Below are 23157 nucleotides of genomic sequence, written 5' to 3' on the forward strand. Positions count from 1 at the left end.
GCGCCCGGGCTGGGGTGTCCCCGGCGGCGGGGGCGGCACCGGGGCACCCGCACACGCGAACCGCCCCCCGCGGGGCCCCCCCGGGGGGGGGGGGCCCCCCCCCGGGGGGGGGCCCCCCCCCTTCCGCGTCGGATGCGGGGCGTCCTAGCTGAAGGAGTCGCCGCAGGCGCAGGAGCCCGTCGCGTTCGGGTTGTCGATCGTGAAGCCCTGCTTCTCGATGGTGTCCACGAAGTCGATGGACGCGCCGCCCAGGTAGGGGGCGCTCATGCGGTCGGTGACGACCTTGACGCCGTCGAAGTCCTTGACCACGTCGCCGTCGAGGGAACGCTCGTCGAAGAAGAGCTGGTAGCGCAGGCCGGAGCAGCCACCGGGCTGGACGGCGACACGCAGGGCCAGGTCGTCACGGCCTTCCTGGTCGAGCAGGGTCTTGACCTTCGCCGCGGCGGCGTCGGACAGGATGATGCCGTCGGTGACGGTGCTGGTCTCGTCCGATACGGACATCTACATCTCTCCCGGGTTGTACGGAGACTGCTTGCCGACGGTTTCAACCGGCGGGGCCGCGGATTCATTCCACGGGCCGGGCGAGTCGTCTTCCGCCCGTCCTTTCATGCTCGCACACGCGCCCGGCGGCGAACAGTGGCCCTCGGCGCCCGTGGACGGGCCCGCGCCGGGGCACGGCGGGGGCACCTCGGGACACGGCGGGATTCATGTCACATCGACGCAATGACCATCGTCAAAGTGACATGAAGCGGGTTATGATAGATAGCGTCAGATCGACGAAAAGTAGAAAGGGTGCGTGTCGTGACCACCGCCCAGACCACGGAGCTCGACGTACAGCCGACTCCGCTCGCCCTGTTGCTGCTCGGCCGCGAGGCCGACCCGAAGAGTGAGCGGGGCGTCGAGTGCCCCGGCGACCTGCCCTCCCCGTCCGACCCGGACCTGGTGGAGCGGGCCCGCGCCGCCAAGGAGAAGCTCGGTGACAAGGTCTTCGTCCTCGGGCACCACTACCAGCGCGACGAGGTCATCCAGTTCGCCGACGTCACGGGCGACTCCTTCAAGCTGGCGCGGGACGCGGCCGCCCGCCCGGAGGCCGAGTACATCGTGTTCTGCGGTGTGCACTTCATGGCCGAGTCCGCGGACATCCTGACGTCCGACGACCAGAAGGTGGTCCTGCCCGACCTGGCGGCCGGCTGCTCGATGGCCGACATGGCGACGGCCGAGCAGGTCGCCGAGTGCTGGGACGTGCTGACCGAGGCCGGCGTGGCCGAGCGGGTCGTGCCCGTCTCGTACATGAACTCCTCCGCGGACATCAAGGCGTTCACCGGCAGGCACGGCGGCACGATCTGCACCTCGTCCAACGCCAGGAAGGCCCTGGAGTGGGCCTTCGCGCAGGGCGAGAAGGTGCTGTTCCTGCCCGACCAGCACCTGGGCCGCAACACCGCCGTCCGCGACATGGGCATGTCCCTGGAGGACTGCGTCGTCTACAACCCGCACAAGCCGAACGGCGGGCTCACCGCCGAGCAGCTGCGCGACGCGAAGATGATCCTGTGGCGGGGCCACTGCTCGGTGCACGGCCGCTTCAGCCTGGAGTCGGTGGAGGACGTGCGCGCCCGCATCCCCGGGGTGAACGTGCTCGTCCACCCCGAGTGCCGGCACGAGGTCGTGGCGGCGGCGGACCAGGTCGGCTCGACCGAGTACATCATCAAGGCCCTGGAGGCCGCCCCCGCCGGCTCCAAGTGGGCCATCGGCACGGAGCTGAACCTGGTCCGCCGGCTGGCGAACCGTTTCGCCCCCGAGGGCAAGGAGATCGTGTTCCTCGACAGGACGGTCTGCTTCTGCTCCACCATGAACCGCATCGACCTGCCGCACCTGGTCTGGGCCCTGGAGTCCCTGGCCGAGGGCAAGCTGGTCAACCGCATCGAGGTCGACGAGGAGACCGAGACGTACGCGAAGCTGGCGCTGGAGCGGATGCTGGCGCTGCCGTAGGCCGCGCCGGACAGAGGTCGAGGCCCCGGCCCGCGCGGTGTGCGCGGGACGGGGCCTCGGTGCGGGTACCGGAGCACGGTGGGGGTTACCGGAGCTCAGGTGCGTGGACCGCTCAGACGCCGGCCGGCTCCGGCGTCCTCTCCGGCCCGGCGGACCGCTTCTTCGCCGCCCGCTTCCGCGCCCGCCGCTCCTTGCGCAGTTCGACCATCGCGTAGAGGGTCGGGACCAGCAGCAGGGTGAGCAGCGTGGAGGTGATCAGACCGCCGATCACGACCACGGCCAGCGGCTGCGCGATGAAGCCGCCCTCACCGGTGACGCCCAGGGCCATCGGCAGCAGGGCGAAGACGGTCGCCAGCGCCGTCATGAGGATGGGCCGCAGCCGGTGGCGGCCGCCCTCGACCACGGCCTCGACCACGCCGTACCCCTGTCCGCGGTACTGGTTGATCAGGTCGATCAGCACGATGGCGTTGGTCACCACGATGCCGATCAGCATCAGCATGCCGATCATGGCCGGGACGCCCATCGGGGTGCCGGTGGCGATCAGCAGGCCGATCGCGCCGGTCGCCGCGAACGGGATGGAGACCAGCAGGATCAGCGGCTGGACCAGCGACCGGAAGGTCGCCACCAGCAGCATGAAGACGATCGCGATCGCCGCGAGCATCGCCAGGGCGAGGTTCTTGAACGCGTCGTCCTGGTCCTGGGAGACACCGCCGATCTCGGCCGTGGCGCCCGCCGGGAGCTTCAGCGCGTCCAGCTTCGACGTCAGGTCCGCGCTCACCGCGCCCGTGTTGTCGCCGGTCGGCCGGGCGGTGACGGTGGCCGCGCGCTGCCCGTCGATGCGGGTCATGGCCACGGGGCCGTCGACGAGCCGCACGGTCGCGATGTCGCCGAGCTTCACCGGCCCCAGGGGCAGGGCCCTGAGCTGCGCCAGCGTGGTGGCCGGACGGGCGGAGGTGATGACGACGTCGCGCTCGGTGTCGTCCAGGACCGCCTTCGCCGCCGTCGTGCCGCGCACCGCCTGGGTGACCGCCGCGCCCAGGCTCTGCTCGTCGAACCCGGCCGCCGCGGCCTTCGCGTTCGCCGCGACCGAGATGCGGGGCACACTCTGCGAGAGGTCGCTGGTGACGTCCGTGACGTCGTCCAGGCCGGCCACCGCGGCGCGGACCTGCTCGGCCGCCGTGCGCAGCACCCCGGCGTCGGCCGCCTTCACGACGACGCTCAGGTCCTGGCTGCCGAAGCCGTCACCGGCGGCGACCGTGGTGCCGCCGATGCCGGACAGCTTCTTCAGCCCGTCCTCGATGTGGTCCCGGACGTCCTCGAAGGACGCCGAGTCCTCCAGCATCACCTGGTACGAGGCCTGGTTGGTGTCGGTGCCGCCGCCGAAGGCGGCCATGAACCCGGAGGAGCCGACGGTGACCTGGTAGTCCTTCACGCCCTCGGTGCCGGCGAGGAGTTGCTCGACCTTCCTGGCCTGGGCGTCGGTCGCCGCCAGGCTGGTGCCCGGCTCCAGCTCCTGCTTGACCGTCAGGACCTGCTGCTCGCCCTGGTCGAAGAAGTTGGTCTTCAGCAGGGGCACCATGCCGAAGGTGCCGATCAGGACGACGACCGCGATCGCCACGCTCGTCAGCCGGCGCCGGGTCGCGAACCGCAGGACGGGAACGTAGAAGCGCTGCAGACGGCTGTTCGCCTCCTTCTCCTCGGCCGCGCGGCGGGCTTCGCCGGCGTCCTCGGAGGTGCCCTTCGGGGGCCGCAGGAACCAGTACGACAGGACCGGGACGACCGTCAGGGACACCAGCAGGGAGGCCAGCAGGGCCGCCGTGACGGTGAGGCTGAACGCGCCGAACAGGGCGCCGACCATGCCGCCGACCAGGCCGATCGGCAGGAACACGGCGACCGTGGTGAGGGTCGAGGAGGTGACCGCGCCGGCCACCTCGCGGACCGCGGTGAGGATCGCGGTCTGGCGCTCCTCGCCGTAGCCGAGGTGACGCTTGATGTTCTCCAGGACCACGATCGAGTCGTCGACGACGCGGCCGATGGCGATGGTCAGCGCGCCCAGCGTCAGCATGTTGAGCGACAGGTCACGGGTCCACAGCACGATCAGGGCGAGGACCACGGACAGCGGGATGGACACCGCCGTCACCAGCGTCGAGCGGACCGACGCCAGGAAGACCAGGATGACCAGGACCGCGAAGAGCAGGCCGAGCGCGCCCTCGGTGGTCAGGCCGTCGATGGACTTCGACACCGCCGGGCCCTGGTCGCTGACGACGGTGATCGACGCGCCGGCGCCGAGGTCCTCGCGCAGACCGGGCAGCTTGTCCCGGACCGCGCCGGAGATGGCGACCGCGCTGCCGTCGTGGTCCATGGTGACGGCCACGGCGAGGCTGGGCTTGCCGTCGGTGCGGGTGAGGGAGGCGGCCGGGGCCTCCTCCTGCTTCACCGTGGCGACGTCGGCGAGGCGGACCGGCTTGCCGCCCGGCCGCGCGGGGATCACCAGGTCCTGGATCTGCCGCAGGGAGGTGTAGCCGCCGCCGACCTGGACGGTGCGGTTGCCGCCCGCCTCGTCGAAGGAGCCCGCGGCGACGGTGACGCCGCCGGCCTGGAGGGCCTGGGCGAGCGACTGGACGGTCAGCCCGGCCTTCGCCAGTTTCGCGTCGGCCGGGGTGACGGCGACCCGGAGGTCGCGCACACCGTCGACGGTGACCTGGCCGACGCCGTCGATGTCCTTCAGCGCGGGCACGACCGTCGTGTCCAGGCGGTCGGCGAGGGCCTGCTGGTCACCGGCCGAGGCGACGGCGAGGACCACGGTCGGGATGTCGTCCGTGGAGCCGGCGACGACCTGCGGGTCCACCGGGTCCGGGAGCCGGACGCGGGCCCGGTTGACGGCCTGCTGGACGTCGGCGACGAGCTGCTCGGTGTCGTTGCCGTAGTCGAAGGAGGCGAGGATGACCGCGTTGCCCTCGCTCGCCGTGGAGGTGACGCCGGTGATCCCGTCGACCCCTTCGAGGTTGTCCTCGATGGGCTGGATCACCTGCTTCTCGACGACGTCGGGGGAGGCGCCCTGGTACGGCGCGAGCACCGACACCACCGGCAGTTCGATGGTGGGCAGGAGCTGCTGTTTGAGCTGCGGGATCGCGATCGCCCCGAACACGATCGCGATGATGGACACGAGGCCTATCAGGGCCCGTTGCGCGAGGCTGAACTTCGACAGCCAGGACATGGGTTACAGGTCTCTCTTCCGGGAGCGGCGGGAGCGGCACGGCAGGGACGGGAAGGGACGGCGCGCACGCACGGACCCCGTCCCCTCACACCCTCGGCCATGCGCAGGGCCCGATCCGTAAGCCCCAGGTCGATTTCCTTATGCGGCGCATACTCCGGGTGCAGTACGGCCGGGTGGGGATCAGTCCACCCTCGGGCGGACCAGCCCGGACTCGTAGGCGATCACCACGAGCTGGGCCCGGTCGCGGGCGCCCAGTTTGGCCATGGCCCTGTTGACGTGCGTCTTCACGGTCAGCGGGCTGACCTCCAGGCGTTCGGCGATCTCGTCGTTGGAGTGGCCGCCGGCGACCTGGACGAGGACCTCGCGCTCCCGGCCGGTGAGCGCCGACAGCCGCCGCGCCCGGTCCGGGTCGTCGTCGTCCCCCGCGTCGCCCTGGGCGAGGAAGCGGGCGATCAGCCCCTTGGTCGCGGCCGGCGAGAGCAGGGCGTCCCCGCCGGCGGCGACCCGGATGGCGTTGAGCAGTTCCTCCGGCTCGCTGCCCTTGCCGAGGAAGCCGGAGGCGCCCGCGCGCAGCGACCGCACCACGTAGTCGTCGACCTCGAAGGTCGTCAGGATCACCACGCGGACGTGCGCGAGGGACGGATCGGCGCTGATCAGGCGGGTGGCGGCGAGGCCGTCGGTGCCGGGCATGCGGATGTCCATCAGGACGACGTCGGCGCGCTCCTCCTTGGCGAGCCGGACCGCCTGCGCCCCGTCGGACGCCTCGCCGACCACCTCCATGTCGGGCTCGGAGTCGACGAGCACCCGGAACGCGCTGCGCAGCAGCGCCTGGTCGTCGGCGAGCAGGACGCGGATGGTCATGCGGAGTCCTCGGGGGCGCTGGGGCGGGTCTTGACGGGCAGGATCGCATGGACGCGGTAGCCGCCCCCGTAGCGGGGACCAGTGGTGAGGGCGCCGCGCAGTGCGGTGACGCGCTCGCGCATCCCGAGCAGGCCGTGTCCGCCGCCGTCCTGCGGGGCCGGTGCGCCCCCGGGGCCGTCGTCGAGGACGGTGACCTCGATGTGGGGGCCGACGCGGACGACGCTGACCTCGGCCCTGGCCTCGGGTCCCGCGTGTTTGCGCACGTTGGTGAGGGCCTCCTGGATGACGCGGTAGGCGGCCAGGTCGACGGCGGCGGGGAGCGCGGTGCCGTGGTCGGCACGGGCCACCTCGACCGGCAGGCCCGCGTTGCGGAAGGTGCCGGCCAGTTCGTCGAGCCGGTCGAGGCCGGGGGCCGGCTCGGTGGGCGCCTCCGGGTCGCCGGACTGGCGCAGCAGACCGACCGTGGCGCGCAGTTCGTTGAGCGCGGAGCGGCCGGCCTCGCGGACGTGCGCGAGGGCCTCCTTGGCCTGGTCGGGGCGTTTGTCCATGACGTGGGCGGCGACCCCGGCCTGCACGTTGACCAGGGCGATGTGGTGGGCGACCACGTCGTGCAGGTCGCGGGCGATGCGCAGGCGCTCCTCGGCGACCCGGCGGCGGGCCTCCTCCTCACGGGTGCGTTCGGCCCGTTCGGCCCGCTCCCGGATGGCGCGCACGACGGCCCGGCGGCTGCGGACCGCGTCCCCGGCGGTGGCGCCGATGCCGGTCCAGGCGAAGATCGCCAGGTTCTCCTGGGCGTACCAGGGCAGCGGCCCGGCGAGCATGGCGGCGCCGGTGAGGACGGTCGTGGTGAGCAGGCCGACCCGCCAGGTGGTGGGGCGGTCGGTGGTGGAGGCGACGGTGTAGAGGGCGAGGACGGCGGACATCGCGACGGGGGCGCGGGGGTCGCCGGTGACGCTCTCGACCACGGTGCAGGTGCCGGTGACCGCGAGGACCGCCAGGGGGGCGATGCGGCGGAGGGCGAGGGCGACGCCGGCGAGGGTGGTCAGCAGCAGGCTGAGCGGGTCGGGACTGCGCAGGCTCCAGCTGACGCCCTGCTCGCCGTGCGGGTCGACGAAGGAACCGGCCAGCATGCACAGCAGTACGGCGGCGGCGAGGGCGGAGTCCAGGGCGAGGGGGTGGGCCTTCAGCCGGCGCCGGGCTCGGGCGAGGGTGGTCACAGGGGGTCGCTTTCCGTGCCGTCGCTTTCGTGGCCGCTCCGTGGCCGCCGCCCGGCCCCGCCGGCAGGGGCTGCCGCCGGGGACGACCGCCCTCGGGCCCGGGCGCCGGGCGGGGCGGCGGGCCGGGGACCGGGCCGGCCGTCGGCCCGGGCGGCCCGGTCCCCGGCCGGCCGCCGGGCCGGATCCGCGGGCCGCGGGTCACCGCCGGGGCAGCGGCCCGCCGTCACCGGGACCCCGGCCTCAGCCGGGGATCAGCCCGTTGCCGCTGAGCATCTCCCGGACCTCCTCCAGGCTCGCGTCCGGGGCCGGGAGGATCAGTTCCGAGGGCTCGAGGGCGTCGTCGGGAAGGGGCTCGCCGAGGCGGCGGACGGCCTCCAGGAGGGCGCAGAGGGTGCGGTGGAAGCCCTCGTCGTCGCCACCCTCCATCTCGGCCAGCAGTTCGTCGTCCAGCTGGTTCAGCTCGGCGAAGTGGGAGTCGGCCAGTGTCCACTGGCCCTCCCCCATGATCCGGACGATCATGTCGGCCTCCTCGGCTCCGGCCCCGGCGCCGCGGCTACTGCTTGTCGAAGCGCGGGGTGTCCTGCGGCTGCTGCCGGTTCTGCGCCGGGTCGGCGCCGCCCTCGATGGCCTGCTGCCCGGACGAGGGGCCACCGGCCAGCTCCGCCTTCATGCGCTGGAGCTCCAGCTCTACATCCGTACCACCGGAGAGCCGGTCCAGCTCGGCCTGGAGGTCGTCCTTGGCGATGCCGGTGGGGTCGTCCAGGGCGCCGGAGGCGAGGAGTTCGTCGAGGGCGCCGACCCGGGCCTGGAGCTGGGCGGTCTTGTCCTCGGCGCGCTGGATCGCCAGCCCGACGTCGCCCATCTCCTCGGAGATGCCGGAGAAGGCCTCCCCGATCCGGGTCTGCGCCTGTGCCGCCGTGTAGGTGGCCTTGATGGTCTCCTTCTTGGTGCGGAAGGCGTCCACCTTGGCCTGGAGGCGCTGGGCCGCGAGGGTGAGCTTCTCCTCCTCGCCCTGGAGCGTCGAGTGCTGCGTCTCCAGGTCGGTGACCTGCTGCTGGAGGGCGGCCCGGCGCGAGAGCGCCTCGCGGGCCAGGTCCTCGCGGCCCAGCGCGAGCGCCTTGCGGCCCTGGTCCTCCAGCTTGGAGGACTGCGACTGCAACTGGTTGAGCTGGAGTTCCAGCCGCTTGCGCGAGGTGGCCACGTCCGCGACACCGCGGCGGACCTTCTGCAGCAGCTCCAGCTGCTTCTGGTACGAGTAGTCGAGGGTCTCGCGCGGGTCCTCGGCCCGGTCAAGGGCCTTGTTCGCCTTCGCGCGGAAGATCATCCCCATACGCTTCATGACACCGCTCATGGGCTTCGCGCGCCCCCTTCTGACGTCCAGCTCCAGCTCTGCGACAGAACCCACAGTACGGGCCCTGCTTCCATTGACGCACTGTTCGGGGCCAGATGTGCTCATCCCCAAGGACGACTGACCGAGGCCTTGCTCCGGCGTGAGGAGGAGGTGACCTTCAGGGTGACCACCGCGCCACCGCCCGTCCCCTCTCCACCGGTTCGTCCCGAGTCCGTCATCGGTTCAGACGAACGGTGTTGCCGGATCGTTCCCCGCCCGGCTGGGGTCCATGCCCGGGGAGCGCTTACCCTTGGGTTTTGTGTTCCGTAGCCGTGCCAAGGACGAGAAGGCCCCGGTAGCCGACAAGGCGCCGGCCGACTCCAAGCAGACCCGCGACCCGCAGGCCCCGAAGGGCAGGCCCACGCCCAAGCGCAGTGAGGCCCAGTCCCAGCGCCGCAGCGTCGCCAACACCTCTCTGTCGCGCAAGGACGCCGCCAAGCGTCAGCGCGAGGAGCGCCGAGCCCAGCTGGAGCGCCAGCGGCAGGCGCTGGCGGGCGGTGACGAGCGGTTCCTGCCGGCCCGCGACAAGGGCCCGGTGCGCAAGTTCGCGCGCGACACCGTCGACTCGCGGTTCAACGTGGCGGAGTTCTTCCTGCCGATGGCCGTGGTCATCCTGGTGCTGAGCATGGTCCGGGTGGGCTCGCTCCAGACGATCGCGCTGCTGCTGTGGCTCGTGGTGATCGTGCTGATCGTGCTGGACTCGCTCGTGGCCGGGTTCCGTCTGAAGAAGCGGCTCGCCGAGCGCTTCCCCGACCAGAACCGGCGGGGCGCGGTGGCCTACGCGCTCATGCGCTCCCTCCAGATGCGTCGGCTCCGGCTGCCCAAGCCGCAGGTCAAGCGCGGAGAGCGGCCCTGAGCACGGCTTCTTTCTCCGGGGGTGCGGCGAAGGCCTGGCTGAACAGGCTCGGCGGACTGCGTGATGTCGTACGGCAGGAGCTGGTGGCCCGGCAGCTCGACGAACAGATAGCCGGGCGGTACCCGGTCGGGCAGCGGCTGCGCGTGCTCGACGTGGGGATGGGGCAGGGCACCCAGGCGCTGCGGCTGGCCCGGCTCGGTCACCAGGTGACCGGGCTGGAGCGGGACGCGACGATGATCGCCGCGGCCCGTGAGGCCCTGGGCGGCGAGCCCGAGGGCATCCGGGAGCGGATGCGGATCATGGAGGGCGACGGCCGGGACACCGGCGCGCACTTCCCGCCCGGCAGTTTCGACGTGGTGCTCTGCCACGGCGTGCTCATGTACGTCCAGGAGCCGGACCCCCTGCTCGCGGGCCTCGCGCGCGTGCTGGCCCCCGGCGGCCTGCTGTCCCTCCTGGTGCGCAACGCCGACGCGCTGGCCATGCGGCCCGGGCTGGCCGGGGACTGGGCGGGCGCCCTGGGTGCCTTCGACACCACGGCGTACCGCAACCGGCTGGGTCTCGACGTCCGCGCGGACCGCCGGGAGACCCTGACCGCGACCCTCGCGGGCATCGGGGCGCCGCTGCACGCCTGGTACGGCGTGCGGGTCTTCACGGACACGGCGGTGGACGGCGCGGACGTCCCCGAGGACCTGGAGCCGCTGCTGGCGGCGGAGGAGCGGGCGGGCCGGACGGACCCGTACCGCAGTGTGGCGGCACTGCTGCACCTGTGCGGGGTGCGGGGCTGAGAGGCCCCGCGGTGGGTGTCACCCGCGGCGACGGACGGTCGGCGTGGCCGCCGGCCGAGCGGCGCCGGGGGCGGTCGGGGCGGGGCGAGCGGGGTGGCCGTCGGCCGGCCACCCCGGGCCGGGGCCCCTCCTACGACTCGTCGGCGTGCAGGTTCATCGGGCCGTAGATCTCCGTGGCGTCCTCGAACAGCCGGACCTGGTCCGCGCCGCCTTCGAGCAGGGCCTTCCACTGCTCCCCGAGCCAGGACTCGGCGTCCCCCTGCGTGGTGAACTCCTCTGGCTGCACCGCGGGCTGGACCTCCGTCCCGTCGGCCTTCTCGAACCGCCACGTCCATGCCGCCATGTACGCCTCCAACGTGTGAGCACATGCAGAGCAGGAGCCGGATCACGGTCCGGCTCCTGGCACGCAGCCTAGCCGGATGCGCAAGACCTGGTCGGACGCGCGAAAATCAGGTCCGTGGAAGTGACTCTGCTCGGTACCGGTGCCCCCGCGGGACTCCCCCGCCCCGACTGTCCCTGCGCCGCCTGCGCGACCGCCCTCGGGGCGGACGCCCGGGCGGCGACCGCGGTTCTGGTGGACGGTGTGCTGCTGCTCGACCTCACGCCGGGCGCGGCCTTCGCCGCGGCGCGCTCCGGGCACTCCCTGGGCGGCGTGCGGCAGGTGCTGCTGTCGCATCCGCACGACGGGCCCGCGGTCGAGGTGCCGGCCGGGCTGCCGCGCCCCGTCCGGGTGCCGGACGGCCGGGAGTCGACGCAGCCGACGGGGCACCGGGTGCGGGCGGTGGCGATGGACGCGCCCGGTACGGGGTACGCCGTGACCGGTCCGGACGGGCAGCGGCTGCTGTACCTGCCGCCGGGCGGCGCGCCGGCCGGGCTGGAGGAGGGCGGGGAGCCTGCCGAGCGGTACGACATGGTCCTCGCCGACGTGGTGGGGCGACCGGACGCGGCGGCGAAGCTGCGGGCGGTGGGCGCGGTCGGGCCCACGACGGACGTCGTCGCCGTGCACCTGGACCACGACGTGCCCCCGGGGCCGGAGGTACGGCGCCGGCTGGCCGCGGCGGGGGCGCGGGCGGTGCCGGACGGATCGACGCTGACGGTGGGCGTGTACGAGGAGGTGCCGGACGTGCCGCGGCGGACCCTGGTGCTGGGCGGCGCGCGGTCGGGGAAGTCGGTGGAGGCCGAACGGCGGCTGGAGTCCTTCCCCGGCGTGCTGTACGTCGCGACCGGCGGGACGCGGGGCGGCGACGGCGAGTGGGCGGCACGGGTCGCCGCGCACCGGGAGCGGCGGCCGGGGTCGTGGCGGACGGTGGAGACGTGCGACCTGGTGCCGCTGCTCGCACAGGACGGGGCGCCGCCCCTGCTCGTCGACTGCCTGTCGTTGTGGCTGACCGACGCGATGGACTCCGTCGGCGCCTGGGACGACGCGGTGTGGGCGGACGGCGGTGAACGCGAACTGCGCTCGCGGGTGGCGGAGTTGGCGGCCGCGGTGCGGGGGGCCCGGCGGCCGGTGGTGCTGGTGTCGAACGAGGTGGGGTCCGGGATCGTGCCGGCGACGGCGTCGGGACGGCGGTACCGGGACGAGCTGGGGCGGCTGAACGCGGCGGTCGCGGGCGAGTGCGAGGAGGTGCTGCTGGTGGTGGCGGGACAGGTGGTGGTGCTACGGGGCTGAGCCGGCCGCGCGGAGCCGGTACCGGTACCGCCGGGCCGGCCGGCCGCGCCGGGATGCGGACATCCCGGGGCGGACACCCCGGGGCGGACACCCCGACGGGCATCCTCGGGGTGGGCGGCCCCGGAGCGGGGACGTCCGGAGCGGGGACGTCCGGAGCGGAGGCGCCCGGAGCGGAGGCGCGGGGGACGAAGGCGGGGAGGACGAGGGTGCGGAGGCAGGGCGCGGGGTGGTCTTCGCCGGTGCCGGGGGTCAGTTCTTGCGGGCGATCACCCGGTACGTGTTGGAGAAGCGGGTGTGGCGGAGCAGGGGGGCCAGTGCGTGGTCCAGGGCGCCCGCCGCGGTGACCAGCGGGGCGGCGGCGCGCAGGAGGGCCGTACGGGGGGCCGGGACCGAGCGGGAGAGGGCGAGGGCCAGGGCCGCCGCGAGGTCGTGGGGGACGTGGGCGCCGCTGCGGTCGGCCGTGACGACGGTGCAGTCCTGGGACTCGAGTTCGGCGCGGAGGTTGGGCAGCGGGATGAGGTGGAGGTGGCGCGGCTGCCCGTGGGCCACCCACCACTTGCCGAGGAGCGCCGCGAACGCGCTGCGCGGTTCGGGCAGTTCGAGGAGCAGGTGTCCGCCGGGCCGCAACGCGACGAGCGCCGCCCGGAGTTCGGCGCGCGGGTCGAGGGTGTGCTCGACGTGGCCGAGCATGCTGACGACGTCGTAGCGGGCGCGCAGCCGTGCGCTGGTGGCGGGGTGGGTGAGCCACCCCTGGTGGGCCTCCTCCACCCGGCCGGCCTCCTGGGCCCTGACGACCCGCGGGGTGGGGTCGAGCCCGTCGAAGGAGGTGTAGGTGAAGACCTCCTTCGCCGCCTCGGGGAACAGCGCGTCCCCCGTGCCCACGTCCAGCCAGCTCTCCGGCTCGGGGAAGGGCAGCATCGCGCGGGCGGTGGCCACCAGCCGGCGCCGCCGCGTGCGGGTGGCGAGGACACGTTCGGCGGAGGCGCCGGGCAGGCCCACCGCCGGGGGGCGGTGGTAGAGGGCGAGCCCCTCCGCGGTCAGTCGCGGGTTCTGGAAGGCGTGGGCGCAGTCCCGGCACTCGTCGACGGCGAAGGTGCCGGGCCGGTGGTGGAGCAGGTCGGGCGCGCGCAGGCGGGTGCGCAGGCGTTTCGAGCCGCACCAGGGGCAGTCGTCGCGGCGCGGCTCGTGGATGGGCCTGGGGGGCATGAGCGGCTCCGGGGAGGGGCGTCGGAGGATGCGGCAATTCACCGCAAAGCGGAACGTATGGGATGCCGATCTCGGGTGCAAAGACGTCACGGGGGTGTGGTGCCGGTGTGGCACCGGGCCGTTCGACCGGTGCCGGTACTGTTCGGCGAATGAGCTCGCTGAATCTCGACGACTTCACCGATCTGATCGAGCGCCCCGACGGCGGGGTGCGCCGCGACGCGGAGGCCCGCCGGGAACGGCTGGCCGTGCCGCCCGGCTCGCTGGGCCGCCTCGACGACCTGGGCGAGTGGCTGGCGGCGGCGCAGGGTTCGGTGCCCGTACGGCCGGTCGTACGGCCGCGGGTGGTGCTGTTCGCCGGCGATCACGGGATCGCCGCACTGGGCGTCTCGGCGCGTCCGGCGGGCAGCGCGGCGGAGCTGGTGCGGGAGGTGCTGGAGGGCGGCCGGCCGGTGTCGGTGCTCGCCCGGCGGCTCGACGTCCCCGTGCGCGTCGTGGACATGGCGCTGGACTGCCCGCCGGAGACGTTCCCCGAGGACGTCGTGCGGCACCGGGTGCGGCGCGGCAGCGGCCGTATCGACGTCGAGGACGCGCTGACCGCCGAGGAGGCCGAGGCGGCCTTCCTCGCCGGGGTGGCGGTGGCCGACGAGGAGGCCGACTCCGGTACGGACCTGGTCGTGCTCGGCGATGTCAGCGTGGGCGGGACGACGGCGGCGGGCGTCCTGGTGGCCGCGCTGTGCGGGACCGACGCGTCCGTGGTGACCGGGCGGGGCGGCCTGGCGATCGACGACCTGGCGTGGATGCGCAAGTGCGCCGCGATCCGGGACGCGTTGCGGCGGGCGCGGCCGGTGCTCGGGGACCAGGTGCGGCTGCTGGCGACCGTGGGCGGCGCGGACCTCGCCGCGATGACGGGCTTCCTGCTGCAGAGCGCCGTCCGCAAGATGCCGGTGGTGCTGGACGGCGTCGTGGCGGCGGCGTGCGCGCTCGTCGGGCAGCGGATCGCCTTCCGGGCCCCGGACTGGTGGCTGGCCGGGCAGCGCAGCGGGGAGCCGGGGCAGGCGAAGGCGCTGGACCGGATGGCCCTGGAGCCGCTGCTGGACCAGGGCGTGACGGTGGGCGAGGGCGCGGGAGCGCTGCTGGCGCTGCCCCTGGTGCAGGCGGCCGCCGCCCTGGCCGCCGAACTGCCGGAGAAGCCCGAAGCACCCCGGGAGCCCGCGGGTCCCGACAGCCCCGAGGGTCCCGGTGGCCCGGAGGGATCCGCCGGGAAGGTGGCCACCGGGGCGCTCGGCACGGAGTAGGCCCCCGCCGGGGCCGACGGCCGTCACGACGGCGCGTCGGCGCGTCGGCGCTGCCCGGCGGCACCGCCCCTGGTGCGGGCGGCCGCCGCCCCGGCCGCCGAACTGCCGGAGAAGCCGAAGCACCACGGGTGTCCGCGGGGCTCGACGGCCCCGAGAACCCCGGTGGCCCCGAGGGATTCGCCGGAAGGCGACCGCCGGGGCGCTCGGCACAGCAGGCAACCCCCGGAGCCGCCGGCCGCCACGTCGGCACGTCGGCGCCGCCCGGCCGTACCGTCGGCACTGCCCGGCCGCGCGTCGGCGCCGCCCGGCGGCACGTCGGCGTTCCTCGGCCGCGCGTCAGCGGTGCTCGGCCGCCCGGCTCAGCTCGGCGTCGGTCTTGCCGCCCAGCCAGTCGCCGATCACCCGGCGCGGTCCCGCCCAGCGGCGGTCGTGGTGGTAGGCCCGCAGGACCGCCCTGGCGCGGGCGTGCGGCCGTCTGCGGTAGAAGCGGCGGGCCCACGGCGAGTCGGGGCGGGCCACCCGGACGAGGCCGAACAGGGCGACGAACGGGACGAACACGCTGAAGACGGCCAGTTTCACCTTGCCCTTGCTCAGCACGGCCAGGGCGAACAGGAAGTTGACGACCACGGTCGAGAGCACGGCGCCCCGGTCCTGGAGTTCCTCGTCGCTGAGGTCGTTGACGCCGAACGGCGCGAAGCCGACCAGCACCAGGCCGACCAGGGCCGCCGTCACGACGACGACCTCCACGCTCTTGCGGCCCGCCTCCGTCCAGTACACGTCGTCGAGGTGCAGGACCAGCGCGAACTCGTCCAGGACCAGGCCCGCGCCGACGCCGAAGACCGCCGCGCAGGCGTACGAGCCGAAGCCGCTGCGGCCGCTGGCCACCGCGCCGAAGCCGCCGACGACGGTGAGGACGACGCCGGGGACCACGTGGTGGATGTGCACCCCGCCCGCGCTGATGTTGCCGAACGGGCCCTTGCCGGCGCGGATCAGACGGGTGACGACCCGGGTGATCAGGAAGGTCAGGACGAAGGAGGCCAGGGCGACGAGCAGCGGAAGCTTGCCCGGCTCGACGACGTTCCGCTGCAGCCAATCTCCCATAGGCGCATTTTCGTCCCGGGCTCCCCGCGGCGCCCGTCCGACCGCCGGGTAACCTGCGCCGGTGTCCACGACCCCGTCCGCCCCGTCCTCCCCGCCTTCCCCGTCCTCCGGCCTCGACGGTCTGCGCTTCGCCTTCGGCACCCTCACCGTCCTCCCCGTCCGGGTGACCCGCTGGGACCGCGGGGCCGCGCGCGGGGGCATGCTCGCGGCCCCGCTGGCCGGGCTGGCCGTGGGCGGCTGCGCGGCCGGACTCGGGCTGCTGCTCCTGCTCCTCGGCGCGGGCCCGCTGCTCGCCGCCGTCGCCTCCGCCGCCGTACCCGCCGCCCTCACCCGCGGCCTGCACCTCGACGGGCTGGCGGACACCGCGGACGGGCTGGGCAGCGGCAGGCCCGCGGACGACGCGCTGCGGATCATGAAGCAGTCGGACATCGGGCCCTTCGGCGTGCTCACCCTCGTCCTCGTCCTGTTCGCCCAGGTGGCCGCGCTGACCCAGCTCTACGGCTCCTCCTGGGGCCGGGGCGCCCTGGCGGCCGTCGCCGGCGCGGTCGCCGCCCGGCTGGCGCTCACCCTCGCCGCCCGCGCCGGCGTGCCCGCCGCCCGGCCGGAGGGGCTCGGCGCGGCGGTCGCCGGGGTGGTCCCGGTGCGCGGCGCGCTGGCCGTGGCGGCGGGCTGCCTCGCGGCCGCGGCGGCCGGGGGCGCCCTCCTCGGCCCGTACGACGCCGTCCGCACGCCCGTCGCCGTCGTCCTCGCCGTCGTCGCCGCCGAACTGCTCCTGCGCCACTGCACGCGCCGCTTCGGCGGGGTCACCGGCGACGTCTTCGGCGGCCTGGCGGAGACGGCGGCCACGACGGCGCTGGTGGTGCTCTGCCTCGGCTAGCCGACGCGGCCGCGGGAGGACCCGGCTAACAGGCCTCGCGCCACGCCGTGAGTTCGTACTTCTTCAGCAGGGAACTCAGCTTCAGGCGGCGGGACTCGGCGCAGAAGCGGCTCGTGGGGAGTTCGTACTCGACGTGGAAGACGGCCTTGCCCGCCTCGACGAACGGGGTCGTCCGCGCGCACTCGCCGTACTGGGCGCACTGCTCGTTGACCGCGAAGTCGAAGTCGTCGACGAGTTCGGGGATCTGGTCGAGGTCGTTCTTCAGACCGACGGACAGGCCCCGGTCGTGGGCGAGCCGGGCGATCAGCCGGTTGTAGCGGAGCTGGTCGGCGGCCGTCAGCGGGAAGCCGCTCTCGTTGCGGTAGCCGTCCATGTTGTCCGGTTCCACCGCGTCGAAGCCCTTGTCGCGGCACATGTCGAGGCGGGCCGCCATCAGCGGTTCGAGGACGTCGGTACGGCGGATGTCCAGCCAGCGCTCCCCCTCCCAGCCGTTGCCCTCGCCCAGGACCGCCCGCGGGAACCTCCCCGCGTCCGGGCGCCAGTCCTCCCAGGCGCCGGTGGACAGGTAGCAGATGACCTTGCGGCCGTCCTCGTGCAGCCCGGCGACGGCCGCCGCGCTCTGGTCGAAGCCGTCGACGTCGTACACCGGCACGTCGACGGAGGTGTCCAGACGCCCCCTCAGCTGCCACTGCCAGCCGATGCCGGGCGGTGGCCGCCAGCGGTCCCCCCGCGCGGGCTCGCCGTCCGGCGCGGACGCGCAGCCCGCCAGCAGCGACAGCAGGACGGGCAGCAGGACGGGCAGCAGGACCATGCGTCTCACGGACGGGCTCCAGGGTGGGCGACGGCGGCTGCCGCCATGATCCCCCGCCGCCGCCCGGCGCGGGACGCCGCCCTCCGCCGCACCCGAGAGGTGTGGCCCCGTCCGCCGGATGCGAGGATCGGGGAGTGGCCACGACGCCACCGACAGGTGAACACTCCCGTGCACGGGCGGACGCCCGCGCACGCGTACGCTCGTCGCGGGGTCGCCGCGCCGGTCCGCCGCGCCGGTGAGGCCGACCCCGGTAACGACCGCTCCCCCAGCCCGGATCTAGGGTCGGCTGTCGGGCCCGGTCGACCCACTCATATCGGCCACAGCAACTCCACATCGGAAGCGAGAAATCACCACCGTGACTGCTCTCACTCTCAGCACCGCCGCGGCGCCCGGCCTTCGGGCCGACGCGATCGTGATCGGTGTCGCCAAGGGCGCCAACGGCCCCGTCGTCACAGCGGGCGCCGAGGCCGTGGACAAGGCCTACGACGGCCGGCTCGCCGGCGTCCTGGAAACCCTCGGTGCCGCCGGCGCCGAGGGCGAGGTGACGAAGCTGCCGGCCCCGGCCGGCTTCAAGACGCCTCTCGTGCTGGCGGTGGGGCTGGGCGCGGAGCCCGAGAAGGACGCCTCCTACGACGCCGAGGCGCTGCGCCGCGCCGCCGGTGCGGCCGCCCGCGCCCTCGCCGGCGCCAAGAAGGCCGCCTTCGCCCTGCCCCTGGCGGACGCCGCCGACCTCGGCGCGGTCGCCGAGGGCGTCGCGCTCGGCGCCTACTCCTTCGACACCTACAAGGAGCAGGGCAAGGACGCCAAGGCGAAGAACGGCAAGGCCCCGCTCGCCGAGGCCGTCCTGCTCGGCGGCAAGCCGCGCGACGCCGCCCACAAGGCGGCCCTCGCCCGCGCCGCCGCCGTCACCGAGGAACTCAACCGCGCGCGGGACCTCATCAACACCCCGCCGAACGACCTCGACCCCCAGGCCTTCGCCGCCCTCGCCCAGACCGCGGCCAAGGAACACGGCATCAAGGTCCAGGTCCTCGACGAGAAGGCCCTCGCCAAGGGCGGCTACGGCGGCATCCTCGGCGTCGGCGCCGGCTCGGCGGCGGCTCCGCGCCTGGTGAAGCTGTCGTACACCTCCTCGAAGGCGAAGAAGCACCTCGCCTTCGTCGGCAAGGGCATCACCTACGACTCGGGCGGCATCTCGCTCAAGCCGGCCGGCCACAACGAGACGATGAAGTGCGACATGAGCGGTGCGGCGGCGGTCTTCGCCGCCGTGGTCGCCGTCGCGCGTCTCGGCCTGGACGTCGACGTCACCGGCTGGCTGGCGCTGGCCGAGAACATGCCGTCCGGCTCCGCCACCCGCCCGGGTGACGTGCTGCGCATGTTCAGCGGCAAGACGGTCGAGGTCCTCAACACCGACGCCGAGGGCCGGCTGGTCCTCGCCGACGCGCTGTGGGCCGCCTCCCAGGAGAAGCCGGACGCCATCGTGGACGTCGCGACCCTGACCGGCGCGATGATGCTGGCGCTGGGCAGCCGGACGTTCGGCATCATGGCGAACGACGACGCGTTCCGCTCCGCGGTGCACGAGGCCGCCGAGGAGGTCGGCGAGCCGGCCTGGCCGATGCCGCTCCCCGACCACCTGCGCAAGGGCATGGACTCCCCCGTCGCCGACATCGCGAACATGGGCGAGCGGATGGGCGGCGGGCTCGTCGCCGGCCTGTTCCTGCGGGAGTTCGTCGGTGAGGGGATCACCTGGGCGCACCTCGACATCGCGGGACCGGCGTTCAACGAGGGCGGCCCCTTCGGGTACACGCCCAAGGGCGGTACGGGCACGGCCGTGCGGACGCTGGTGCGGCTGGCGGAGCTGACCGCGGAGGGCGACCTCGGCTGACCGCCCGGGGTGCGGGGACCGCGCGCCCGATCGCCCGGCGCGCCGCCGATCGGCGCGTCCCCGCACCCCGGTGGGGCTCCTCACCCGCGCGCGAGCGGGCGTGGGGTGTCTCACACCGCTCCCGCGGACCGGACGGAAGTGAACCTCCCCGGTCGCGCGCCCCGAACGGTCCGGGCGCTCCCCCACCGCCCTGAGGGTGCGGGGGGACGCCCCGGGCCCCCGGCGCGCCCGGCCCCGGGGCGGCGACGCGGGTCCCGCCCGCCGTCCGCTCCCGGGAGGCCGCCGGCTCCCTCGTGACCTGGCCGGACGGGTGCGACCGGCGGCGGCGGAGGGGCCCGGACCACCACTCCGGTGGAGCGGGACCCCGCACGCCGACGCCGTGGCGGGGGTCCCGGACGGCGTGACCGGCGTGGCCCGAACGGCCCGGGACGCCGCCGGCCCGAAGCCGGCCGCCGCACGGGCCGGCCGGACCATCCCGGTGCGCACTCCCCGGCGGCGAACGTCCGGCAACTCCGGCCCGGCGTCCCGTTCGCCTCCCGCAGGTGCGAAGATGGGGCTCGGCAGGACAGGGCCCCCACCACAGGGCCGAAGAAAGAGCGGCCGGACACCAGCCGCCGGCGGTCAGCGACGACCGGCGCACGGCGCACATGCATGGAGGACGTGACGTGGCGAACGACGCCAGCACCGTTTTCGACCTAGTGATCCTCGGCGGTGGTAGTGGCGGTTACGCCGCGGCCCTGCGCGGGGCCCAGCTGGGCCTGGACGTCGCCCTGATCGAGAAGGACAAGGTCGGCGGCACCTGCCTGCACCGGGGTTGCATCCCCACCAAGGCCCTGCTCCACGCGGGCGAGATCGCCGACCAGGCCCGCGAGAGCGAGCAGTTCGGCGTCAAGGCCACCTTCGAGGGCATCGACATCGCCGGGGTCCACAAGTACAAGGACGGTGTCATCTCCGGCCTGTACAAGGGTCTCCAGGGGCTTGTCGCCTCCCGCAAGGTGACGTACATCGAGGGTGAGGGCCGTCTGTCCTCCCCGACCTCCGTCGACGTGAACGGGCAGCGGATCCAGGGCCGCCACGTGCTGCTCGCGACCGGCTCCGTGCCGAAGTCGCTGCCGGGCCTGGAGATCGACGGCGACCGGATCATCTCCTCCGACCACGCGCTCGTCCTGGACCGCGTGCCGAAGTCCGCGATCATCCTGGGCGGCGGCGTCATCGGCGTGGAGTTCGCCTCCGCGTGGAAGTCGTTCGGCACCGACGTCACCATCGTCGAGGGCCTCAAGCACCTGGTCCCGGTCGAGGACGAGAACTCCTCCAAGCTCCTCGAGCGCGCGTTCCGCAAGCGCGGCATCAAGTTCAACCTGGGCACCTTCTTCCAGAAGGCCGAGTACACCCAGGACGGCGTCAAGGTCACCCTCGCCGACGGCAAGGAGTTCGAGGCCGAGATCCTGCTCGTCGCCATCGGCCGCGGCCCGGTCTCGCAGGGCCTCGGCTACGAGGAGCAGGGCATCGCGACGGACCGCGGCTACGTCCTGGTCGACGAGTACATGCGCACGAACGTCCCCACCGTCTCCGCCGTCGGCGACCTCGTCCCGACGCTCCAGCTCGCGCACGTCGGCTTCGCCGAGGGCATCCTGGTGGCGGAGCGTCTGGCCGGCCTGAAGACCGTCCCGATCGACTACGACGGCGTCCCGCGGGTGACGTACTGCCACCCCGAGGTCGCCTCCGTGGGTATCACCGAGGCCAAGGCCAAGGAGATCTACGGCGCGGACAAGGTCGTCGCTCTGAAGTACAACCTGGCGGGCAACGGCAAGAGCAAGATCCTCCAGACCGCGGGCGAGATCAAGCTCGTCCAGGTCAAGGACGGTGCCGTGGTCGGCGTCCACATGGTCGGCGACCGCATGGGCGAGCAGGTCGGCGAAGCCCAGCTGATCTACAACTGGGAGGCGCTGCCGGCCGAGGTCGCGCAGCTCATCCACGCCCACCCGACGCAGAACGAGGCGCTCGGCGAGGCCCACCTGGCCCTGGCCGGCAAGCCGCTCCACTCGCACGACTGACCCTCGGTCGGCGAAACGACTCCGCGGCTACGCGACGACACAGACTTCCGCAATTCGTAAGGAGCAACCGAAACCATGGCGGTTTCCGTAACCCTTCCGGCGCTCGGTGAGAGCGTCACCGAGGGCACTGTCACCCGCTGGCTGAAGGCCGAGGGCGAGCGCGTCGAGGCCGACGAGCCCCTGCTCGAGGTGTCGACCGACAAGGTCGACACCGAGATCCCCTCGCCCGCCGCCGGCATCCTGGCGTCCATCAAGGTCGCCGAGGACGAGACCGTCGAGGTCGGCGCCGAGCTGGCCGTCATCGACGACGGCACCGGTTCCCCCGCCGAGCCGGCTCCGGCCGCCGAGCCGGCCCCGGCCGCGGAGCAGGCTCCGGCCGCCGAGCAGGTCGCCCCGCCGGCTCCCGAGCCGGCCCCGGCCGCCCAGCCCTCCACCGAGCAGGCGGCCCCGGCCCCCGCTCCCACCGCCGAGGCCGCCTCCGGCGGCGGTTCCGCCGAGGGTACGGACGTCGTCCTGCCCGCGCTCGGCGAGTCCGTCACCGAGGGCACCGTCACCCGCTGGCTGAAGTCGGTCGGCGACTCCGTCGAGGCCGACGAGCCGCTGCTCGAGGTCTCCACGGACAAGGTCGACACCGAGATCCCGGCGCCCACCTCCGGTGTGCTGCTCGAGATCACGGTCGGCGAGGACGAGACCGCCGAGGTCGGCGCCAAGCTGGCCGTCATCGGCGCTCCGGGGGCGGCTCCGGCCGCTGCCCCGGCCCCCGCCGCCCCGGCCCCGGCCGAGGCCGCTCCCGCCCCGGCCGCTCCCGCCCCGGCCGCTCCCGCCCCGGCTGCTCCGGCGCCCGCGCCCGCCCCGGAGCCCACGCCGGCTCCGGCCCCGGCTCCGGCCGCTCCCGCTCCGGCCGCCGCGGCTCCCGCGCCCGCTCCGGCCCCCGCTGCCCCGGCCCCCGCCGCAGCCGCCCCCGCCGCCGCGCAGGCCACCGACGAGGGTGCCTACGTCACCCCGCTGGTGCGCAAGCTCGCCGCCGAGAACGGCGTCGACCTGGGCTCGGTCAAGGGCACCGGCGTCGGCGGTCGCATCCGCAAGCAGGACGTCGTCGCCGCCGCCGAGGCCGCGAAGGCCGCCGCCGCCGCACCGGCTCCGGCCGCCGCCGTGACCGCCGGAGGCCCGGCCGCCGCGAAGAAGGCCCCCGCGCTGGAGGCCTCCCCGCTGCGTGGCCAGACCGTCAAGATGCCGCGCATCCGCAAGGTCATCGGCGACAACATGGTCAAGGCGCTGCACGAGCAGGCCCAGCTGTCGTCGGTCGTCGAGGTCGACGTCACGCGGCTGATGAAGCTGCGCGCCAAGGCGAAGGACTCCTTCGCGGCCCGTGAGGGCGTCAAGCTCTCGCCGATGCCGTTCTTCGTCAAGGCCGCGGCCCAGGCGCTGAAGGCCCACGCGCCGATCAACGCCAAGATCAACGAGGCCGAGGGGACCATCACCTACTTCGACACCGAGAACGTCGGTATCGCGGTGGACTCCGAGAAGGGCCTGATGACTCCGGTCATCAAGAACGCCGGCGACCTCAACCTCGCCGGCATCGCCAAGGCCACGGCCGAGCTGGCCGGCAAGGTCCGCGGCAACAAGATCACTCCGGACGAGCTGTCCGGCGCGACCTTCACCATCTCCAACACCGGTTCGCGCGGTGCCCTCTTCGACACGATCATCGTGCCGCCGGGCCAGGTCGCGATCCTCGGCATCGGGGCCACGGTGAAGCGTCCGGCCGTCATCGAGACGGAGGAGGGCACGGTCATCGGCGTCCGCGACATGACCTACCTGACGCTGTCCTACGACCACCGGCTGGTGGACGGCGCCGACGCGGCCCGTTACCTGACGGCGGTCAAGGCCATCCTGGAGGCGGGCGAGTTCGAGGTCGAGCTCGGCCTGTAGTCGGCACGCGGTGTCGTACGG

General features: G+C 74.0%; 19 protein-coding genes. 9 read left to right on the forward strand and 10 right to left on the reverse strand.

Going from position 1 to position 23157, the window contains the following annotated elements; all coding sequences use genetic code 11:
- Positions 1 to 144: 144 nt before the first annotated feature.
- Positions 145 to 501 (reverse strand): iron-sulfur cluster insertion protein ErpA, encoded by a 357-nt coding sequence (gene erpA / locus ACF09K_RS23425; RefSeq protein WP_392246350.1) that lies wholly within the window; start codon positions 499 to 501, stop codon positions 145 to 147.
- Between the two features lie 300 nt (positions 502 to 801).
- Between erpA and nadA the strand changes: the two genes are divergently transcribed.
- Positions 802 to 1986: a quinolinate synthase NadA gene (gene nadA / locus ACF09K_RS23430; RefSeq protein WP_392246352.1), complete on the forward strand. Its 1185-nt coding sequence runs from the start codon at positions 802 to 804 to the stop codon at positions 1984 to 1986.
- A 112-nt stretch (positions 1987 to 2098) separates the two neighbouring features.
- Here the strand turns inward: nadA and ACF09K_RS23435 are convergent, their stop codons facing one another.
- The 5 genes from ACF09K_RS23435 to ACF09K_RS23455 all read right to left on the reverse strand — a co-directional run bounded on the left by ACF09K_RS23435 (position 2099) and on the right by ACF09K_RS23455 (position 8611).
- On the reverse strand, positions 2099 to 5203 hold the full coding sequence (locus ACF09K_RS23435; RefSeq protein WP_392246354.1) for an efflux RND transporter permease subunit: 3105 nt from the start codon (positions 5201 to 5203) through the stop codon (positions 2099 to 2101).
- A gap of 180 nt (positions 5204 to 5383) precedes the next feature.
- Positions 5384 to 6064: a response regulator gene (locus ACF09K_RS23440; protein WP_392246356.1), complete on the reverse strand. Its 681-nt coding sequence runs from the start codon at positions 6062 to 6064 to the stop codon at positions 5384 to 5386.
- Positions 6061 to 7281: a sensor histidine kinase gene (locus tag ACF09K_RS23445; protein ID WP_392246358.1), complete on the reverse strand. Its 1221-nt coding sequence runs from the start codon at positions 7279 to 7281 to the stop codon at positions 6061 to 6063. Before ACF09K_RS23445 ends, ACF09K_RS23440 begins: the two co-directional genes overlap by 4 nt.
- Positions 7282 to 7521: 240 nt before the next feature.
- Complete coding sequence (locus tag ACF09K_RS23450; protein ID WP_392246359.1) at positions 7522 to 7800, reverse strand: hypothetical protein; 279 nt, start codon at positions 7798 to 7800, stop codon at positions 7522 to 7524.
- A gap of 34 nt (positions 7801 to 7834) precedes the next feature.
- Positions 7835 to 8611, reverse strand: a complete 777-nt coding sequence (locus tag ACF09K_RS23455; protein ID WP_392246440.1) for a PspA/IM30 family protein — start codon at positions 8609 to 8611, stop codon at positions 7835 to 7837.
- Between the two features lie 289 nt (positions 8612 to 8900).
- Between ACF09K_RS23455 and ACF09K_RS23460 the strand changes: the two genes are divergently transcribed.
- Both ACF09K_RS23460 and ACF09K_RS23465 read left to right on the forward strand, forming a co-directional pair.
- Positions 8901 to 9527, forward strand: a complete 627-nt coding sequence (locus tag ACF09K_RS23460) for a DUF3043 domain-containing protein (RefSeq protein WP_392246362.1) — start codon at positions 8901 to 8903, stop codon at positions 9525 to 9527.
- A gap of 83 nt (positions 9528 to 9610) precedes the next feature.
- On the forward strand, positions 9611 to 10312 hold the full coding sequence (locus ACF09K_RS23465; RefSeq protein ID WP_392246364.1) for a methyltransferase domain-containing protein: 702 nt from the start codon (positions 9611 to 9613) through the stop codon (positions 10310 to 10312).
- Between the two features lie 130 nt (positions 10313 to 10442).
- Here the strand turns inward: ACF09K_RS23465 and ACF09K_RS23470 are convergent, their stop codons facing one another.
- Positions 10443 to 10655: a hypothetical protein gene (locus ACF09K_RS23470; RefSeq protein WP_363087150.1), complete on the reverse strand. Its 213-nt coding sequence runs from the start codon at positions 10653 to 10655 to the stop codon at positions 10443 to 10445.
- A 114-nt stretch (positions 10656 to 10769) separates the two neighbouring features.
- On the opposite strand from ACF09K_RS23470, the gene ACF09K_RS23475 reads away from it, so the two are divergent.
- Positions 10770 to 11981 (forward strand): bifunctional adenosylcobinamide kinase/adenosylcobinamide-phosphate guanylyltransferase, encoded by a 1212-nt coding sequence (locus tag ACF09K_RS23475; RefSeq protein WP_392246366.1) that lies wholly within the window; start codon positions 10770 to 10772, stop codon positions 11979 to 11981.
- A gap of 249 nt (positions 11982 to 12230) precedes the next feature.
- Here ACF09K_RS23475 and ACF09K_RS23480 read toward each other — a convergent pair whose 3' ends face one another.
- Positions 12231 to 13187, reverse strand: coding sequence for a class I SAM-dependent methyltransferase (locus ACF09K_RS23480; RefSeq protein ID WP_392246368.1), 957 nt, complete (start codon positions 13185 to 13187; stop codon positions 12231 to 12233).
- 149 nt (positions 13188 to 13336) lie between these two features.
- Between ACF09K_RS23480 and cobT the strand changes: the two genes are divergently transcribed.
- On the forward strand, positions 13337 to 14482 hold the full coding sequence (cobT, locus tag ACF09K_RS23485; protein ID WP_392246369.1) for a nicotinate-nucleotide--dimethylbenzimidazole phosphoribosyltransferase: 1146 nt from the start codon (positions 13337 to 13339) through the stop codon (positions 14480 to 14482).
- Positions 14483 to 14818: 336 nt separating this feature from the next.
- Here the strand turns inward: cobT and ACF09K_RS23490 are convergent, their stop codons facing one another.
- Positions 14819 to 15583: a hypothetical protein gene (locus ACF09K_RS23490; RefSeq protein WP_392246370.1), complete on the reverse strand. Its 765-nt coding sequence runs from the start codon at positions 15581 to 15583 to the stop codon at positions 14819 to 14821.
- A 61-nt stretch (positions 15584 to 15644) separates the two neighbouring features.
- Here ACF09K_RS23490 and ACF09K_RS23495 point away from each other — a divergent pair, with 61 nt between their 5' ends.
- Positions 15645 to 16460 carry an adenosylcobinamide-GDP ribazoletransferase gene (locus tag ACF09K_RS23495; RefSeq protein ID WP_392246371.1) on the forward strand — a complete coding sequence of 272 codons (816 nt, stop codon included), beginning with the start codon at positions 15645 to 15647 and terminating at the stop codon, positions 16458 to 16460.
- A gap of 25 nt (positions 16461 to 16485) precedes the next feature.
- Here the strand turns inward: ACF09K_RS23495 and ACF09K_RS23500 are convergent, their stop codons facing one another.
- Positions 16486 to 17271, reverse strand: coding sequence for an endo alpha-1,4 polygalactosaminidase (locus ACF09K_RS23500; RefSeq protein ID WP_392246442.1), 786 nt, complete (start codon positions 17269 to 17271; stop codon positions 16486 to 16488).
- A gap of 355 nt (positions 17272 to 17626) precedes the next feature.
- On the opposite strand from ACF09K_RS23500, the gene ACF09K_RS23505 reads away from it, so the two are divergent.
- From ACF09K_RS23505 to sucB, 3 genes are all read left to right on the forward strand, one after another.
- A complete protein-coding gene (locus ACF09K_RS23505; RefSeq protein ID WP_392246372.1) occupies positions 17627 to 19153 on the forward strand; it encodes a leucyl aminopeptidase in 1527 nt (508 codons plus the stop codon).
- 665 nt (positions 19154 to 19818) lie between these two features.
- Positions 19819 to 21207 (forward strand): dihydrolipoyl dehydrogenase, encoded by a 1389-nt coding sequence (gene lpdA, locus ACF09K_RS23510; protein ID WP_392246373.1) that lies wholly within the window; start codon positions 19819 to 19821, stop codon positions 21205 to 21207.
- Between the two features lie 75 nt (positions 21208 to 21282).
- A complete protein-coding gene (gene sucB, locus ACF09K_RS23515; RefSeq protein WP_392246374.1) occupies positions 21283 to 23136 on the forward strand; it encodes a 2-oxoglutarate dehydrogenase, E2 component, dihydrolipoamide succinyltransferase in 1854 nt (617 codons plus the stop codon).
- The last annotated feature ends 21 nt before the right edge of the window (positions 23137 to 23157 follow it).

It is taken from the genome of Streptomyces sp. NPDC014882 (genome assembly GCF_043081325.1).
Lineage (GTDB): Bacteria > Actinomycetota > Actinomycetes > Streptomycetales > Streptomycetaceae > Streptomyces.

Excerpts from the sequence above, each read along its gene's own strand:
- erpA (WP_392246350.1), bottom strand. The coding sequence starts at position 501 with ATGTCCGTATCGGACGAGACCAGCACCGTCACCGACGGCATCATCCTG.
- ACF09K_RS23435 (WP_392246354.1), bottom strand. The coding sequence starts at position 5,203 with ATGTCCTGGCTGTCGAAGTTCAGCCTCGCGCAACGGGCCCTGATAGGC.
- ACF09K_RS23440 (WP_392246356.1), bottom strand. The coding sequence starts at position 6,064 with ATGACCATCCGCGTCCTGCTCGCCGACGACCAGGCGCTGCTGCGCAGC.
- ACF09K_RS23450 (WP_392246359.1), bottom strand. The coding sequence starts at position 7,800 with ATGATCGTCCGGATCATGGGGGAGGGCCAGTGGACACTGGCCGACTCC.
- ACF09K_RS23455 (WP_392246440.1), bottom strand. The coding sequence starts at position 8,611 with ATGGGGATGATCTTCCGCGCGAAGGCGAACAAGGCCCTTGACCGGGCC.
- ACF09K_RS23460 (WP_392246362.1), top strand. The coding sequence starts at position 8,901 with ATGCCCGGGGAGCGCTTACCCTTGGGTTTTGTGTTCCGTAGCCGTGCC.
- ACF09K_RS23470 (WP_363087150.1), bottom strand. The coding sequence starts at position 10,655 with ATGGCGGCATGGACGTGGCGGTTCGAGAAGGCCGACGGGACGGAGGTC.
- ACF09K_RS23480 (WP_392246368.1), bottom strand. The coding sequence starts at position 13,187 with ATGCCCCCCAGGCCCATCCACGAGCCGCGCCGCGACGACTGCCCCTGG.
- cobT (WP_392246369.1), top strand. The coding sequence starts at position 13,337 with ATGAGCTCGCTGAATCTCGACGACTTCACCGATCTGATCGAGCGCCCC.
- ACF09K_RS23490 (WP_392246370.1), bottom strand. The coding sequence starts at position 15,583 with ATGGGAGATTGGCTGCAGCGGAACGTCGTCGAGCCGGGCAAGCTTCCG.
- ACF09K_RS23500 (WP_392246442.1), bottom strand. The coding sequence starts at position 17,271 with ATGGTCCTGCTGCCCGTCCTGCTGCCCGTCCTGCTGTCGCTGCTGGCG.
- sucB (WP_392246374.1), top strand. The coding sequence starts at position 21,283 with ATGGCGGTTTCCGTAACCCTTCCGGCGCTCGGTGAGAGCGTCACCGAG.